The sequence below is a fragment of the Reichenbachiella sp. MALMAid0571 genome (assembly GCF_040151475.1).
Lineage (GTDB): Bacteria > Bacteroidota > Bacteroidia > Cytophagales > Cyclobacteriaceae > CAXBNB01.
Genome location: NZ_JBDKWG010000096.1, coordinates 14175 through 32938 on the forward strand (window position 1 = coordinate 14175; position 18764 = coordinate 32938).

9 protein-coding genes and 1 pseudogene are annotated in these 18764 nt (G+C 38.2%); 4 read left to right on the forward strand and 6 right to left on the reverse strand.

The genetic code is table 11. The features are described 5' to 3' along the window. Positions 1-2: 2 nt before the first annotated feature. The 6 genes from AAOP42_RS03820 to AAOP42_RS03845 all read right to left on the reverse strand — a co-directional run bounded on the left by AAOP42_RS03820 (position 3) and on the right by AAOP42_RS03845 (position 12292). Positions 3-4814 carry a hypothetical protein gene (locus AAOP42_RS03820; RefSeq protein WP_349527136.1) on the reverse strand — a complete coding sequence of 1604 codons (4812 nt, stop codon included), beginning with the start codon at positions 4812-4814 and terminating at the stop codon, positions 3-5. 1 nt (position 4815) lies between these two features. Further along, positions 4816-5382, reverse strand: a complete 567-nt coding sequence (locus tag AAOP42_RS03825) for a hypothetical protein (protein WP_349527137.1) — start codon at positions 5380-5382, stop codon at positions 4816-4818. Continuing rightward, positions 5369-5845 (reverse strand): OmpH family outer membrane protein, encoded by a 477-nt coding sequence (locus AAOP42_RS03830; protein WP_349527138.1) that lies wholly within the window; start codon positions 5843-5845, stop codon positions 5369-5371. Before AAOP42_RS03830 ends, AAOP42_RS03825 begins: the two co-directional genes overlap by 14 nt. Positions 5846-5855: 10 nt before the next feature. Beyond that, positions 5856-6956 (reverse strand): fibronectin type III domain-containing protein, encoded by a 1101-nt coding sequence (locus tag AAOP42_RS03835; RefSeq protein ID WP_349527139.1) that lies wholly within the window; start codon positions 6954-6956, stop codon positions 5856-5858. A 4-nt stretch (positions 6957-6960) separates the two neighbouring features. Then, complete coding sequence (locus AAOP42_RS03840; protein WP_349527140.1) at positions 6961-8355, reverse strand: hypothetical protein; 1395 nt, start codon at positions 8353-8355, stop codon at positions 6961-6963. Positions 8356-8623: 268 nt separating this feature from the next. Continuing rightward, the gene (locus AAOP42_RS03845; RefSeq protein ID WP_349527141.1) at positions 8624-12292 is read right to left on the reverse strand and encodes a hypothetical protein; all 3669 of its coding nucleotides are present in this window, start codon (positions 12290-12292) and stop codon (positions 8624-8626) included. Positions 12293-12667: 375 nt separating this feature from the next. On the opposite strand from AAOP42_RS03845, the pseudogene AAOP42_RS03850 reads away from it, so the two are divergent. The 4 genes and pseudogenes from AAOP42_RS03850 to AAOP42_RS03865 all read left to right on the forward strand — a co-directional run bounded on the left by AAOP42_RS03850 (position 12668) and on the right by AAOP42_RS03865 (position 18538). Next, a pseudogene (locus AAOP42_RS03850) lies at positions 12668-13571 on the forward strand (IS982 family transposase). A 52-nt stretch (positions 13572-13623) separates the two neighbouring features. Continuing rightward, complete coding sequence (locus tag AAOP42_RS03855) at positions 13624-14583, forward strand: hypothetical protein (protein WP_349527142.1); 960 nt, start codon at positions 13624-13626, stop codon at positions 14581-14583. Positions 14584-14777: 194 nt separating this feature from the next. Next, positions 14778-17129 (forward strand): c-type cytochrome, encoded by a 2352-nt coding sequence (locus AAOP42_RS03860; RefSeq protein ID WP_349527143.1) that lies wholly within the window; start codon positions 14778-14780, stop codon positions 17127-17129. Continuing rightward, positions 17129-18538 (forward strand): enolase C-terminal domain-like protein, encoded by a 1410-nt coding sequence (locus AAOP42_RS03865; RefSeq protein WP_349527144.1) that lies wholly within the window; start codon positions 17129-17131, stop codon positions 18536-18538. Before AAOP42_RS03860 ends, AAOP42_RS03865 begins: the two co-directional genes overlap by 1 nt. The last annotated feature ends 226 nt before the right edge of the window (positions 18539-18764 follow it).

Here is an 18764-nt window from a genome sequence, read left to right on the forward strand (position 1 = left end):
TATCAATTACTTCTGGGTTTCACAATAATTTCTGAAAAGTCTTTTGTATTGGTCGCCTCAGTAGGATCCAAGAGTGCCGTAATTTCTCCGGCATTGACCAACAACTGATTTCTATAACCAGAGCGGTATATTTTTCCAATCAATAATGTTTCACTTAAATTATCATTTGAAAATACCCGATGCTGACCACTATTAGCACCAAGGTAAATTCCTTTACCCTCCACGGTTGTTGTACCATTTTCATTTTTAGAGCTAAAAATTATCTCATCTCCTTCTACAAGGTATGGTACCGCTTTTGGCATTACCGACATTTCGTATTCCCCTGATTTACCTGCTATAGGGGTAAAGTGTCCTACTTCAAAAGTGAACCCCTGATTTTGATAAGCAGCTCCCATTCTAGCATATTCTGTATAAGCAGGAATCTGGTAAGTATAAATAGGCTTACTGTCGTGTTTTTCTATTACTTCAGTGAGCAAAGGACGTCCTGTGAGTTTATCCCATTTTTTGTACACCGTTTGTACTGTTGCCCCATCTTGAAGAGCTGTTGTTTTGGTCAGAATACCACTTTTAAAGATTACTTTATTGTTGACTGCACTTTTGAACTCATTAGAATTCTTTGATATGTTGGGCCAAAACGTAGGAATAGGTACAGAAAAAAAGAAGAAAAATAGCACATCGAGATTAGCATTGATCCCGGTTTCCATTGATTCATCTCTATGTTTTCTACTGTCCAAAACCATTTCATATTCTGTAGCCATTATTGACCTATTACTTTCTAATGGTGGATTATTAATGTCATCAAAAAGCTTGACCATAAATTCATTATCAGGATCATTTTCAAAAACATTATCCAATTGATTTACACTCTCGTTTTCATAAACCAACGGCTTACTCTTATATTCATTGAGTGTAAATGCAAATGGCTCATTAGGAAAAGTACCGTCGAGTAACTGGCTGAAGTGACTCACTTTTTTAACCTTACCATGCATGTCATTTGTAATCACATTATAACCTTGAGCCGCAGTGAAATAAGTCGAAGAGTTAACCCCTAGTAAAGGATTGATCGATATACCAGATGTTTTTTTCTTTTGAATATCAGTTTCTTTAGCTATTACAGGAAACTCTCTGGCAGTATAAAATTCATGCACCGTCTTACCAGTCGAGCCATAATCCACATCATCTGGAAAATTGTCATCCAGATCGTAGGGGTAATTACCATTTTCATCCTTGATCTTTGCGGCTGAAGCAAGGCTCATTACTGTTACTTTACTGTACCCTACCTGTGGTCCAGGATAATGGCTTTCATTGACTGGTAACTCAAAGAATAAGTTGTTGTCAGACTGAAGTTTGATGTCTTGCCTGTATTTTTTTGCTTTTCGCAAGGGATTTTCTTCACCTCCGATGATTGGCTCATAAGCGGCTACTCCACTACTTATGGTTTCACCATCTTCTTGTTTGTCGTATAAATACACTTGACCATAAACTTCCTGTTTTCCACTCAGCTCCTCGGATATCTCAATTTTCTTAACCCTAAGTCCACCTCCATACTTTCGTTTGGCAGGGTTGGTAAGCCTTATCCATGAGCGTGTAGGATCAATGGTAGAAGCCCATCCATGGCTATCAGCACGGGTATTAAATTCACCAAACAATTCTTCCAATTGTTTTAATGCACCAACCAATGCTCTGGCAAGTACAATTGGGTTAGCCATCTGATCATCTTTATCTCCTAAAAAATTTAACAAATCAGGTTGGTTTATGCGTAAATGCTGCCAGGCCAGCAAGGATATAGGGTGATAATTATTACCCGCCTGCGTTTTTACATGGAAGTAACCTACATCTTGTCCACCGACATTTTCGATTCCTATTTTATCAGCAGAGTCATCAATGTCAAGGTATCCTGACACAAAATCCCAGTTGCCATCTTTTAAATTTACAAGTGTCTTAAAATACAACTGATCAAGATCAAAGTCTAAGTATTCTCTTATGATATCGTCTTGAGCAACATCAGGTAATTCACTTAAGCTATTTGTACTTCCCAAGTAAAAACGAACCTTTGCCATTTCGTTCACTACATTGAGCTCCCCATCTACCAAAGGCATCATTTGCATCGCCCGTTTGTGCTGTACGTATGCATAATCATCTGCTTCGTATTCAACATTAATTTCTCCACCTGAAGGAAGGGATATCTTGCTTAAGCTCCATGCTGCCGCATAGCTGTCAAGAGTGGTTTTATCTAATTTTTGATCAACATATGGAAAATCTCTGTTTTGACTAGAATTTGCAATAGGGTTTGTATAATTACCCCATCGGTCATTTGCATTGTGGTTATAATTAAAATTGTAATTATTGTCATATTCAAATTCATACTTCCCCAAAGTCTTATTGCTATTGCCATAGTTGAAATGAACTTGTTTTAACGTAAGCTTTCCATTACCTTCAGCAATAGAATTTGGAGTTCCTTGACATAAGTCATAACTATACTCCAAAGCCACTTTTACCAGAGGGTTTTGTAATTCCAGATTGCCTTGACTATCATATTTTTTTGTGTAAAGCGTAATCGCATCTATTTTTTTAGTCGGACTTCCCAGATCATTACTATCTTGGACTTCTTCATTAGTTCCATAGTTATCCAACCTTTCAGAAAGCGCAAAATCAACCAAATGTGTTTTTGTTTCTGCCCTTTTCAAATACCAAATTTCCTTCTCTCCATACAAAAAACTTGCCCTGTTGTCATCTCCATTAGATAAATATCCCGGATCGTAATTCGCACCTGAAAACGGTGTTCTCCATTTATAATCATCTGAAAATTTTCCATAGGTAAACTTTACCCAATAACCCAAATCTTTTTCATCTATACCATCCCCTCCGATATCTACATAATCAGATCCTACCACACCAGTCAGTAAGTAGCTATGTGCATAACCAGGGGTTGTAGTAATACTTTCAAAATCTTCAGGATCTGGGTTGATCGTACTAGTCATAGGCACTACATCATCATTATCATATTTTACACCTTTATCCAGACTAAAAGACCTTTCCTTTTTTACTAGGTTATATGCCGGTAGTCCATAGACATAACGTGTACCATCATCCTTGGTCGCTACTAACCCTGCAACGTGATGAGCTTTTAAGTGACTTTGATTTCTTGAGAATGAAGTAGTGGTAGTATTGCTTGTAACAACCGTATTATCAAAAAATGATACTTTAAGAAGATTAATAGCTGACTCGTTGTTTTCATCCAGAATATCTTCATTGGTGTAAGATTGAATAGATTGAGCCCGTAATTTACGGTTATCATTGTTTCCATTTTCAATACTTGCTTTTTTATAAGGCTCACTGTCATTTGAAAGATCCATAACTACCGGATCATCTCCACCAATATCTACATAATCAGAAAAATCCTGAGAAGAATGCTCCCCATGAACCTTAAAATACCATGATTCAGCTATTGTGTTTTCTTGTTTTTCATTAAACCCAAGGTTAGTACCATTCACATCCCACTTGTCCGAAGTTGAAGTAGAATGCATTAATCCTAAATTCACTCCAACGTGTGCAAGAGCCGGAGCTGCATCCACACCTAAGCCAACACTTTCAGACACAGATTCTGCACTCGGATCATGAAGATTACCTACATCGTTTCTAATAGGACGATACATAGCACCCATTCCCTGCCCTGTAGCAGAATATACATCGTAGGTAGCATTAGGAATCGCAAGATTTGGTGTTACTTCCCTTATCATACCTTCTTTTTCCCGATTAAAGTCCATCAAATCAATATCTGTGGCATACTCATAGTTCATATATCCATAAGCATCTATCTCTCTAGATTTTCCATCGTATTTTAACTTCTGTATGTTATGAAATCCTTTCACATAACCTTTGCCGTAAGCACCAAACCAACTTGCTCCTGCACTCACTTTCAAAGACTTGTTAAAACTTTTCATTGGCATGCTTATATAGGGTGTGTAACCGGGATGAAATAGACTGAGACTAGAAGAAAAACTCCTATTTCCTCCAATATAATCATCTCCTTTTGAGCCCGGAAAGTATATTTTGTGTGGTTTACTCAATATAGAAATGCCATAGGAAGCATCAGTCATACCAAAGCGAGAATGATAACCAGTACTTAAGCCTAGACTAATTCCGCCATTAATTTTTCCTTCATTATCCTTATCATAAGAGGATAAATTTAAAGATGGTCTTAATGAGGTGCCTTCCTGACTGTTTAGGCTAAAACCCAAACCAAGGTTGGCAGTAAGCGGACCTGCATTTGCCCTCAGCAAACCTACGTCTCCATCAATACTTGCACCTATACCACGGTAGTTGTTGTAAAACATTGAAATGCCAATGGATCCACTGGCTTTATCCCCTCCAAGAATTTCAGCACCTACTCCACCACCAAGACCAATAGTTTGATTGGCCTTCATAGTTTTTTTACTAATTACTTTATCTCCCTTAAAATCGTCAGGTAACCCCCTTACCTGACGTGTAATTGCACCAGGATTCAATGACCATCCAAGACCAACCCATGATGCTTCCTGCTCAGTAGATATACCAGCATGATATGCCAGATTAAAAGGGTATCCGCCATTTGGGCCGGGTAATTCAAACAATGGAATATTGTAAGTAAAATCTCCAGTAAATAAGTCAACCATTTGAGTAGTAGCTGCTGGTTCAAATTCTTGTATTTCTGGTTGTGACGGTCCTGATGTAAGGGCATACACCGCACTTATTGGAGCCAGGTTTATGAGCAGGCTCAGTGTAAACAGGCTTGCTATAAACTTTTTATATTTTCGAAATAGCCTTAAAATCATATTAAATTTTATTTAATTCATTTAAATCAAACCTAAACTTCACCGGTCCGGTGTTCAATTCATCAGAATCGATAACCAACCTGACCTTATCCCCAACTATTGCCTCACTATCAAAAGCAAATACAAAAGACCTGTTATTCTTAAGGTCATAAGATCGTTCAAAATGATAAAGTGCCACTGGTATCTTATCTTGAGCCGTTTCTAAATAAATGTCCTTATTAAAACGATATGAAAAGTAATAAATGGATTTCTGTTGCTCTACTACGTCCTTTTGGTCGTTAATTAAATCTGTTTGATCAGTTCGAGAAAGGTTTAAGGTAAATCGAAGCAATCCCTCATACTCCATTTTAATACTATCTATCGGTAATGAATTATTTTTTGTACCAATTCTCTTTTCAATTAGATAATTTGCAGGTTGTAATTGCAAATCAAATGTGTATTCATTTACATTTTTCATCATCCTGAAATCACCACCTATTTCTTCCACTACTGCGGTCATGTCTGACTTTGTATAACATGCTGAAAAGCAAACCATAATTAATATCAACCCGTGATTAATTGTCTTCATACTTGTCATTTACATATTCCAAAACCACATTCGTGATGTCTTTTTTTTCTGTGGCATACATTAGATTGCCTTCTCCATAAGTACCCAGAATAAAATCATAATCATTCATCACACCATATTCACCTACATACTCATTTAACCTCTTCCATATTCTGGATGTATATAATTCAGACAATTCTATTTCCTGCCTTGCAAAAGATTCTTGTTGCTTGTAAAATGCCCTTATAAGCTCTTCTTTCTCAGGTAAATGTCCTTCAAAACTAAGTCTCTTTAGTGAATCTAATATTTCCTTATTTTTATTCTTAAGAAGTAACAATTCATTCTCTAGTTCTACTTTACCATGAAATCCATCAAACAACAACTGATTATTTACATATGCTGTTTTTTGAGATGTGTTAACATAGCCTCCGGCTAAAAAAGCTCCAATTATTATTACTGCTGATATTATGATTTTAGCTATCATATCTAAATATTTATTCCGGCCAATACCTATTGTTTTTTCTGTCGTATTCAACTCTTTCAAACAAAAGGCTACTCTCTCCATCTTCATTTTCCTGGCACCTTACCAATAAAGCATATTCTCCAAAATTACCGCAACCATCCTCTATAGTAATAACCACCAAATAGGCCAAAGGGTAATCCAGTCTAAGCATAGGAATACTACTGGAATTCATCACTTCAGTTTCCTTAGGTTCAACCAATGGAGTAGTAAAATTTGCTGCGCTAGCTACAGACCAGGTAACCAAATAAGGTGCATGACCACCACTGAATTCCCCATAATATTCTATCAGGCTTGAAGCTTGTTCTACGCAATCAACATATATTGGATTTACAATAATGCCTACTTCAATTGGTTCTTCAATTGGTTCGCTAATTTGAAAAAAAACAGATCTTTTTTGATTATATCCATCGTGGAGATTTAAATGGTACACATCGTCCAACTTCCAATCTACTTTGAAGGAAGTCAAATCCAAAATATACTCATCTTCTTTGTTGATTGAAATGGCTACTGTGGAAACCACAACTCCCTTAGGGTCAAATATTTCTCCATATAGGTATTCTGACAAATGATAATCATCCAAATAAGAAAAGCGTAATCTGTCACTGTAGAGTTTATGTATCGTAGATTTGCTACGCGGTGCAGCCTTTATCATTTTTAATCTACCCTTGCTACCTACATTGAGCAATATGGCATAAGTACGAAAGATGTAGGAAGGTCCATAATTTTGGTCAATCCCATCTTCAAATACCAATCGCCATTCATAAGCCATATCTTCAGCTAAATCACCAACAATAACGGAAGACTTATTATCATTGACAATGACTTTTTTCCAATCCGATTTTCCAAAAATCCTATACTCAATTCCTGATACGTTCCAATCAACCGTTCCCTGCCATCTCAATTCAGCCTGGTTTTTTGAATCAACAATTGAAATGTCTTCACTTACGCTTATCTTTTGAGCAAAGGCAATATTTTTCAACGCTATGACCAGAACAGCAACAATGGCTATCGATATTAACCACTTACTGAAAACCGAATGTTGGTAAAAAATATTTTGTAATAAACCTGACATGTCTTTAATTAAAATTTATCCCCAAACGAAAAACAATAGGTGAATCATTAAATGAATACCGGGCCTTTTCTACTCTGTATAAAATCATCGAATTAATATTAATACCCGCTCCTAATCCATAAAGAACTCCAAGTCCTACATTCAAAGAATGTTCGTAACCCTGAGATTGTTTTCTTTGGCTTTCTGACGTAAAAGAAATAGATGGAATATAGGATATGCTTTCTGCCTGAAAATAGACAAAACTTTTTTCAGGTTTATACCTCAACAAACCTTTGTAACCCAAAATGGTATTGCTGAATGTTTTTATATTCAAAGTTGCCTCTACTCCAAATCCAAAATCGACATCCTTTGCGACTTCATAAGCCAAACTTGGTGTAAGCGTCAAGTGATCAGAATCATTGTTGGAAATCCCAATAATAAGCTCTGCATAATCAGGTTTTTTCAAAAATGCTTCCTTCTGACCAAGCTTTACTTCATCTAATCCATCATCTATTTTAGTTTTATCCATTTTCAACCATGCTTTACTTATTGCCAAAGCTTTCAAACTGTCTAACTTTCCTTTTGATCCCCTTTCCATAACAGAAGTATCCAAACTTGGTGGCTGCAATTGGAATTGTACTGAATCCAATAAATTTTGCACTGAATCGCTGTAGTAATTATAGTAACCAAACAGTCTGCTTTTATAATAATCAGGAGTCAATGGCCAATTAGAGATATTATTGTTACTGATGTTTTTGTTGGATACACTCGTAAAGGTAAGTTCATCAAACTTACGCTTTGCTTTACCTATGGAACGTGTCCTGTTGTCCACTATGCCCATGTCTATACCTTCACGTCGCAGGGTCTCTCTAAACTTCCTACTGTCTTTGATTTTATTGAGAGTGTCGAAAGCCTGTTCTTTATCAAAAGATTTTATGGTATTCAGACTGGCAGACATACGGTTATACTTTTCACGTTTTTTACCGATAACTTCTCCTTGCTCTCCGGTAGTTGTTAGTTTTTCTACAAGGTTGATCAAAGAATCATTGTCACTCAAAAAATCATTGGTTCGTTTTTTCAATTCTTCATCTGATAGCTCTACCCCCTGTAGCGAACGATAAAATTTTGACGTCCTGTCATAAAGTGAATCTGCCGATTGATAAAGCTCATTCTCCTTTAAAGAGTCTATCTTCTTATACATTCCTATATTTTTCAAAGAATCATTAGAAGACAAATATTGGAATCCTTTATTTTTGAGTTCCTCTTCACTCAAGCTTCCATTTTCAGTAATTCGGAAAGCTTGATTATTCTTAAGAGTGTTCAACCCTTTTAAATTATGACTTAAGGAATCTTGCGGATTTTCCCGATTTACATTGATATCTATATCGCTTTTGATTTGAGCAAAAGATGCTTGGGACATTATAAGGCATATAGCCAAACAAGCAAGCTTCATTGAGAAGTTTCTGCAGTCTCGCTTTTTGACGTGGTTAATTCTAAATATATCAAGGTCTAGTTTGTCAATCTGACGAAGGAAAACATGTTTACCGACAGACACGAGTCCCTTGCCCATCTTGTGAAAGAAGAAGATTCCTCCTTCGTCGGAATAACAAGGTAAACAGTGTAGAGACATACTGTCGACCTTTTGAAACGACTTGCGATATAGGGTTGATAGAATCTTCAAGGCTAATTTATTTACTTTCTGCTTTTTCTATCAACTTGGAGATCAGCTCTCTTTGTTCGTCTGATTCTTTTTTAATCTCAATCATGTAAAGTGTTAGCTCTTCTACTTTTTTCAAGAGTAAAGCATTCATTTGAGCTAGGTCAATCCCCTCAGCTTTTACCTCTTGAGCCGATGGTATATCCGGCAGGTGTTTATTTTCTTGCACAAAATCCTCAACTTCCTCCAAAGATTGTAGTTCATAATCTTCTTCGAAAACGTTATCAAACCATTGACCTACTTTTTTAACCCATATTTTATTGACAACCATATCACCTCCTACGGCCATAGTGTAGCCTGAAGGTATTACCTCAGTATTGATTAGTAACTTACCATTGGCATACTTCAATTCATCACCTGTTTTGGTAAAATAGCTGCCGGCTCCTTCTTGCACCGATAATGTACCGGCATTCCAGTCCAAGCCTGACAAGGTAATATTGGAAAGACTTTCATTGTAGGCCAAAATCCAGTTTTCAGAATTCAGCCCAACTAGTTCCGTAGTGGCTTGCCAGTCTGCCGATGTGCCGTCAGCAGTACGGATGCTTCCCAGGCCATAAACCAAAGTATCCAAATCTTTGGTAAAATAGCTACCTGCCCCTTCCACTAATTTTAGCTGATTGCTACCGTTTGTAGTAAATTCAGCACTATCATAATTTAGATTAATACCAGATCCATCCCAGCTTAAAACATTTCCTGCAATTTGTGAGCCTCTTTGAGCATAGGCACTGTCCCAATTTACTTCTTTATTGTCGATGGCATTGTAGGCATATGTCCAATTTGAAAGATTAGTCGAATTAGTAGCTACTACCGCTGCATCCCAAGCAACTGGGTTGTAATCAGGAGCTGTAAAGGTATCTGTAACCGTTAGCTTTCCACCAGTTGTAATATCCTTATTTGTAGCCTTCAAAAAATATTGATCTTTCGAATAACTATTGGATAAAAAACTTTCATTTCCTTTTTGGAATAAATTCAAATATTTTAAATGATCAGCATTATCAAAAAGGACTATACCATAGGCATTGGATTGGGAATTGAACTCTAACCTGTCTGCAAATCTAAACCAATCATCTGCTACTGATGCGCTATCTCCGGGAAACAGATCATCATCGAAATACGCATTGTCACCTATTCTTAAATTTCCATTCGCATCATAGGTATCCAAATCAATTACAACTTCTTCAGGGCATGTGCATATTTCTCCCATTTCAGGGTCACATGTTACTATGTGCTGACCATTAATTTCTCTTATCACCCAAGGAGTAATTGACTCTATCTTTCTATACTTAATGAGTCCTGATGTTGTGTCTTGCACTAAGATTCTCTCATCTTTATAATCTCCAGAAACAATGTTAGCCTTATCAATAATCAAACTTTCACCAATAATTACATTCCCTCCTGCATAGCTAAGATCTCCACCCACTTTAGTCCAATAGCTACCTGCTCCTTCATTTACCGAAAGTTTAGAATTACTCCATGACAAGCCCGTTCCTGCTAAGGCATTCGTTGTTACTTTAGTATATGCAGAATTCCAATCAACAGATGTTCCTCCAGATGCTGATATGATTCCAGAAGATGTAATGTTGCCGCTTGCATCAATAATTTGAGAACCATTTGCTTCAGAACTTCCAATATAAAATCCGTTAGATGCTTGAAAATGATGTGCATTAAAAATACCAGATCGAACCAAAGCCCCGTCCTGAACACCATCACCTCGTATATCTATAACAGCACCAACACCTTTTCCATTGTATGTTGGATTACTATCATCATACACAAATATTGAACCATCGCCATCAGGATTCCATTGACTTGTACCTGAAATCACAGTGTTGGTTTCATAGTTCAATTTTCCTGAAGACCAAGACAAGCCAGTTCCTGCAATTACAGAACCTCTTTCAGCAAATGCATCATTCCAATCATTTATATTTGTCGAAGCAGTAGCTGAGACGGCAGCATCCCAAGCACTAGGATTGTAACCAGATGCTGATATGGTTCCAGTTATATTGACTGAACCATTAACTTCCAACCTATTACTTGTAGGGCCTACACCTATTCCTAAATTTCCATTAACATAAGTAGCACCATCCCCTCTAACCCAAAATCTTTTTGTATTGGAATCAGGTTCTCCTACAATAAAAAAATCTGAAGTAGCCCCTGAGTCAAAATCATCTGAGGGATCTATCCAAAATTCTGCAGCATTATTGTTTTCAATATGCCTGATCTCTCCCGGGTCATTAGTTTGAGCGTCAAATAATATTTTGCTCACTGTTCCTGTTTTCCTAATGCGAACATCACCAGATATATCAAGTTTCTGAGAAGGAGAAGTGGTACCTATTCCGACATTACCAGCAAAATAACCATGACCATGGGATAAGGATATTGCTGCAGTTCTATTACCATCCTGAGTAAATAGAATTTGATGTTCCCAATCAGGTATCGGTTTTTTAGAGCCTGATGTTCCTGCATTAGGATGCGCATACACCATACCATATTGATTACCAAAAGTATTATTAGTAACATCCACATTATAAGCCTCCCCAATAGACCAAATTCCCTGAACTTGAGCAGAATTATAAGTTCCAAAGAACCCCTTTCTTGTAGCAACTGCTTCATCACCAAAATATGTGTTTCTACCACTACCCCTTAAAAAATAGCTTCCCGAAACATTTGAGTCAGTCAAATATGATGACCCATTGACCTGTGTAATGCCAAAGTACTCGGAATTGTCCTTATCTCTAAGTACAATACCATATGAATCTGTATTGGATTTCAATTCGATGTACCCATTTAATCGAATCCAATCATCACTATCACCTCCCATACTACTATCATCATCGAAAAATGCACCTTCTTTCACCCTTAAATGTCCAGGATAATGAATAACATCTCCATTTAAAGACCAATAACTACCTGCTCCTGAAGAAATATTTAGTTTATTTCCATCCCAAGTTAATCCAGTTCCAGCCAAGTTATTAGTAATAACCTTAGTCACAGCAAGATTCCAATTATTCACATTAGCGTTGACAGCATCATAAGCTGTTTTCCAATTTGCCGAAGTGCCATCGGTAGAAGTAGAAATAGTTCCTGTAGTAGTGGTAGATCCATTAAACACAAGAGTATTTGCACTAAAATCTCCCCAGATCAATGGAGAAGAGGTATTGGTATTATCGATATAAAGTAAATTAGAGCCATTGAATTCTGTTTCTCCTGCATTATTTCCAATAAATACATTATTAGAGCCTTCGTTTTCCCTACCCGCACTATGTCCAATAAAAACGTTGTTATAAGAACTACTTAAAGCTTTTTGCCCCGACTCATACCCGATCATCACGTTACCATATCCTGTTGTAATATTATACCCTGTCCTCACACCAACGTAGGAATTACTATGCCCTGTTGTATTGCTATATCCGGAATAAAGCCCTATAAAAATATTGGAACCTCCTGTACTAGTATTTTTTCCACTATATCCTCCTAGAAAAGTATTGTAACTTCCTGTGACATAATCACCAGCATAATGTCCAATTGAAGTATTCCAGGATCCTCCATTTCCCGATCCTGATCCTAAGTTAACATTTTGAGCATTGCTAAAAAATGAGAATGGAATAAGTAAAATAATAAAAAGGTAAATTCTTTTCATGAGCGGTAGAACTTAACGATTAGCAGTAAAGCAAATCAAATAGATTGAAATTATAGTACTATAGCTGGAAGAAGATATTTAGGGATATTATTCCCAATACCATGCTTTACACTCTCTTTATTTTAAATACATAGAGTAAAACACCTCAATCAAACGTAGTTATTTATTTTAAAATATTAAAATTATTTTTAACTTTTTTATTACATATATTTAATAAAAATATTAACAACACTGGAGTGCATTTTTAAATACATCAGTTATTTGCTTATTTTAACCTGAGTTCGATATAAGAATGTGGTTTAATAAGGAGGATAAGAGAGCGATATTTAGTATATTAAAGTGTTGATTTTCAATATATTATTTAAACAATCGCCCATGTTATCCTCACATAAAATTACTGAGATTTTCTGTTCCATCGATGATTTCTGCCAAGATTTCTTACCTGTCTATCAAAAAGGGTTGCTGGGTAGTAAGAAACGTATAAGGCCTTCAAAATTGCATTTATCTGAGGTTATGACCATTCAGGTTTTGTTTCATTTTTCTGGATATCGGAATTTCAAGACTTTTTATAATGGATATGTAGCCCATCACCTTCGATCCTATTTTCCCAATATTGTGAGCTATAACCGAATGGTCGAAATTAAAGAGGGACAGCCTTATGCCTTTGGCCATCTACCTGAAGGGCAGGGCGACCGGGGATTGCACAGGGATCAGTTTCATTGACAGTACACCACTGCGGGTCTGTCATAACAAGCGTATCCATAATCACAAAGTATTTGGTGGTTTAGCAACAAGGGGGCATTGTTCTATTGGTTGGTTCTACGGGTTCAAACTACATATTATCACCTCTGAAACGGGTGAAATCGTCGATTTTATGCTTACCCCAGCCAATGTGGACGATCGAAGGCCCTTAAGGATGGAAGGCTTTATCAAAAAGCTTTTTGGCAAGTTATTCGGCGACAAAGGCTACATCAGCAGGGAATTGTTCTCACAACTTTTCTTCAGAGGTGTCCACCTGGTGACCAAACTCAAACGAAACATGAAGTCTAAAGCCATCACCCCGGTCATGGACGCTATCTTGCTTCGTAAGCGGGCGATCTGTGAGACCATCATCGACCAACTCAAGAACATTTTTCAGGTTGAACACTCTCGGCACAGAAGCCAGTCAAACTTCTTCAACAACATTTTCTCTGCTTTGATCGCCTATAACTTTTCCGAGAAAAAACCGTCTCTCAAAATGAATTTCGAAGACACAAAACAACTGATTTTACCCTTGTAATGCCTAATCTTACATCGAACTCAGGTTATTTTAGAAGCAAACTCTTCAATTCATGAAACAAATCACCCAATCAGCACTTACTGCTTTTATTTTTAGTGTGCTCCTATCGTGCTCTCAGGGGCAAAAGCAATCCGACCTGCCCATTATCAAGGCATTGGAAAAAATCTACCCAACACCGGAGCAGATCACTTTCCAAAACTCACTGGAAATTGACAACAGCGGTGGACACTTGCAGGGCATTCAGTACCTCAATCACAACCAAAACGAATACTATGTGGTATCCGGGAGCTCCAGTTCTTATTCTTACTATTCCATCGTGAAAATAGCAGATCAAAATACTGTCATTTCTGTCAACAAGCTGCTTGACAAGCCATTCAAACACGCCGGAGGTTTCCAGATCAACGACAACCTGATGGCCATAGGCATAGAAGACAATGAAGCCAAGGACAAATCGAAAGTGTATGTTTTCCGAATAGACGACCCGGAAAATCCACCCACAGTACCTCTTTCCATTATTGAGCGGTCCGGTAACCCAAAACGGACCACAGCCGGAAGTGTTGGTATTTGCGAAACAAACAACACTATATTGGTCGTAGTAGGTGACTGGGGCAGTGAACATCTGGACTTCTATACCATAGATAAAGAAAAGCCAAACAATACCACACTTAAATACTCTCTCGACTCCAAAGACGTGGACAAATCTGAATGGATAGATAAAAACTATTTGAGTTATCAGAATGTAAATATTGTACAAGATGGTACGGAAGCACTTTACCTGATTGGTATGACTTCCAATATGTTGAGAGAAAATGTGTTGGACTTGTTTGAACTGAAAACGAAGGATTTTTCTTCTTTTGAATTGAAAAAAATCTATTCCAGAATATTTCCTTCTAACGACCAAACAACTTTTCGTTGGGGTTCAGGAGTATATTTAGACAAAAATGGAGCTGTTACCATCATGTCATGCAATGAAAACATTCTCGACAACTCCATCATCCACATTTACCAATAAAGCACATTCAAAACCTAGCACTTTTGAATTCATTTGATGCACAAATAAAGACTCATAAGGTGTTTTGATATTTTAAAAGTAAATTGTAAGTTGTGAAAAATCCTAATCAGGAGAATTCTCCAATTTATGACTACCCCATTTGCAAAAAACACAGAAAACCATTACAGCTGAATAGAATGTATGTAAAAATAAATATGAGGAAGTTCATTTTACCAAACTATTGGTATGTGATTTTGCTATTTGCACTTGTCGGATGCAGTACCCCGCCATCAGAAGAAACCCACAGCAGACCAATGCATCCCTGGGTATTTCGGTCGGTACTGGACTACAAACCAAGAATGCTCACTCTGGCACTCGATGCTGAGTGTTTTGTTGCGTATGACTTAAACAACTGCGGCCTATACAGGGCATGGAAAGGTGGTGTCAACTGGGATGGCATTGTTTTCAACGAGACCAAAGCAATGCAACCTTCTGCCTGGGGCAAAGACTATATTCTGGACAAGTCATCCGATGTTTGGGTGATTGAAAAATCCGGAAGAAAAGAAACTCCTAATGTTCGGTTTCTGGGGTACAGGTTGGACAAAGAACAAATATTTTTGAAATATCAATTGTCCACCAAAGTAGATACGGTAGAAATAGAAGAGCGACCTGAATTTGTCAAAGATAAAAAAGGGAATCCGGGTCTGGAAAGGATTTTCGCTTCTTCCACCACTGCACAAAATATTTCTGTAATCCTGAAAACAACGGGTAAAACCATTAAATTGGATAATGCTGGCCGAACCGTCCATCAGGAGTTTTTTGAACCAATACCTGAGCAAATACAAACCATCATCCCTGATAAATCCGGACACAAAGGAAGGTACTGGATCGAAAAATCAGATTGCTTTACCTGCCACGACTGGACAGAAAAAACCGTAGGCCCAGCTTTCCAACAAATAGCAGAGAAATATTCCAAAGAAGACGAAGTTGTAACCCAACTGGCAGTCAAAGTGCAACAAGGAGGGTCTGGAGTTTGGGGACAAGCTGCCATGAATCCACACCCACAGTTGGGCATAGAAGACATTGAAGAAATGATCGACTACATTTTATCTTTGGACAAAAGACCCGACAAAGAAAAAAAGGCTAAGTCAGTCAACAACAAAAAAGAGAATACGCCCATTCAGGCTTCTCCCATAAAACCAGGATTTGGAGCTCCTTTGGAAGATGTGCACCCCAGCTTCGACCTCACTACCATACAATTTCCGGGTATAGAATTCAAAGTAGGTGGCCTGGCTTTTTTGCCGGATGGCAGGCTGGTAGTCGCCACTTGGACACCACACGGATCTGTGTATATTTTAGAAGGACTGGAAAGTGGTGACAGCAGTAAAATGAAAATTAAACTCATCGCTCAGGGACTGGCAGAACCGCTGGGGCTGACAGTGGTAGAAGAAGATATTTTTGTATTGCAAAAACAGGAACTCACCCAACTCATAGACCACAACGGAGATGAAATAACCGATGAATACAAAGCCATCTGCAATGGCTTTGGAGTGTCTGCCGATTTTCATGAATTTGCCTTTGGACTGATCTATAAAGACGGTCATTTTTATGCCAACCTCTCCCTGCCATTGCGCCTGATGACAAATGAAAAACCTGGCCCGGATCGGGGGAAAACCATCAAAATTGCCAGAGATGGAAGCTTCGAATGGATCAATCACGGCTTGAGAGAACCCAACGGAATAGGTGTCGGAATTGATGATGAACTCTTCATTACAGACAATCAGGGACAATGGCTGCCAGCCAATAAATTTATCCATGTAAGACAGGGAGATTTCCACGGAATGAGATGGGGATTGCCGGATTCATTGGCGGATTTAAAAATGGTTCCACCAACTGTCTGGTTACCGGAAGATGAAATTGCCAATTCTCCATCTGAACCCTCACTTATGCAGGACGGTCCTTATGTCAATCAAATGATTTTTGGAGATGTGAGTCACGGAGGCATCAAAAGGGTATTTCTGGAAAAAATCAATGGCACTTATCAGGGAGTGGCTTTTAGATTTACACAAGGATTGAAAGCCGGAATCAACAGAATTCGTCGTGGACCTGATGGTGCTTACTACGTCGGTGGAGTTGGAATGGCAGGTGGCTGGGGCTGGAAAAACACCAAACAAGGGCTGCAACGATTGAAATACAACAATAAAGTCACGTTTGAAATGCTTGCCATCAAATCAACACCAGAGGGTTTCGAGATTGAATTCACCGAGCCTCTGGCAACTAACCAGGGTAATCAACCTTCGGACTATCAGATAAAGCAGTGGTGGTATCTGCCTACTCCAGCTTATGGAGGCCCTAAAATGGATTTGGAACAAATGGCTGTAAAAGAAGTAAGGATATCGTCGGATCGAACCAAAGTGCTACTTGTTATCCCAAATTTGAAAAAAGAACACGTGGTAAAATTCGATTTAAATCATAACTTACAAAGTGCCAGTGGACAGAACCTATGGTCATCAGAAGCTTGGTACACGCTAAACAATATTCCTCAAGAGCTAAATCAGATTAACTAATGAGTAACGGAAATATGTCAAGAAGAAAATTTGTAAGCAACAGTACCACTGTCGCTTTAGGGTTGTCGGCTATGGGTTCGATAACACCGAATTCTATTTTTTCAAATGAAAAAACGTCTAAAATTACGATCACGAAAGTAGATTCTAATTTTGAAAGAGAACCACTTATCAAACCCTACCGATTCAAGGGAAGTGGCGTTTCCGAAATCTGGCAATCTGTATGTTATCTGGAAACAGACACAGGGCTGGTAGGAATAGGTTTGGGTACACAAGGTGTCCTTTGGTCGGATTCCAAGGTATTTTTTGATCATTCGGAGAATGGTGGAAATGCCATCATGTATGCCATGAGCGAAAGAGCCATACAAATGTTGAAAGGTGTCTCATTTACAAATCCTATAGAAGTACTTGATGACCTGCTTCCTGAAATTTTGGCTTACGGCAAAAAGATTTCAGGAAATCCCAATATGCGAAAAACTTTTGCGCTAAATTCATTGGTATGCGTTGACAATGCCCTTTGGAAACTCTATTTTGACCACAACAAGTTTAAAAACTTTGACGAAATGATTCCCGATGCTTACAGACCGGGTTTGTCTCACCGACACACCAAAGTAGCAAGTATTCCTTCGTTTAGTGTGGGCACGCCCGTTTCGGAAATCAAAGCTGCTGCTGATCAGGGTTATTTTATCATGAAACTGAAAACAGGATCTTCGGGAACTCAGAAAGAAATGATCAAAAAAGACATTGAATTTCTGACTGAATTGCATAAGACCGTTGGTAGCTATGAAACTCCTTATACCAAAAACGGAAAAATCCCCTACTATTTTGACGCCAACGGCAGGTATGAACATATCGATACACTGAAGCACTTTCTTGACCATGCAGATAAGATCAAGGCATTGGATCAAATCTCTGTATTGGAAGAACCCTTTGATGAATTTAACGATGCGTATGTGGGTGATCTGGGTGTAAGAATAGCCGCAGATGAAAGTGCCCATACAGACGAAGATGCCATCAAACGTATCGAGCAAGGCTATAAATCGATTGCCGTAAAAGCCATTGCCAAAACGCTAAGCATGACCATGAAAATCACGCAGGTGGCGTATGAGAAAAACATTCACTGCTTTTGTGCTGACCTGACTGTGAACCCAATCCTGGTGGACTGGAACAAGTCTGTGGCAGCCAGGATGCAGCCATTCCCTGAAATGGATATAGGCTTGCAGGAAACCAACGGACACCAGTATTACCGCAACTGGGACAAGATGATGAGCTATCATCCCATGAAAGAAGCAGCATGGACACGTACCAAAGATGGCATCTATCCTATCGGCAAAGAATTTTATGACAAGAGTGCTGGTATCTTCACTCCTTCTGAGCACTACGTGAAAATGTTTGACATTATACGGAGGTAAAAGTATCAGGGGATTGGAGCTGCATCTTTAACCTTCCATCCCTGCTTTTCTTCACACATAAATTAGGTGCTGTTATTTCTACGTCTGCATAAATCTCATAAGGACACTTCCTGAAATAAGGCTGGTATAACTGTGATGTTTGAACTTGCGACAAAAAACTAAACAAATAGGATTGTCCGCTTTCTTACAATACAAACTATAGAGGTTAACCTCCAATATCTCTCTA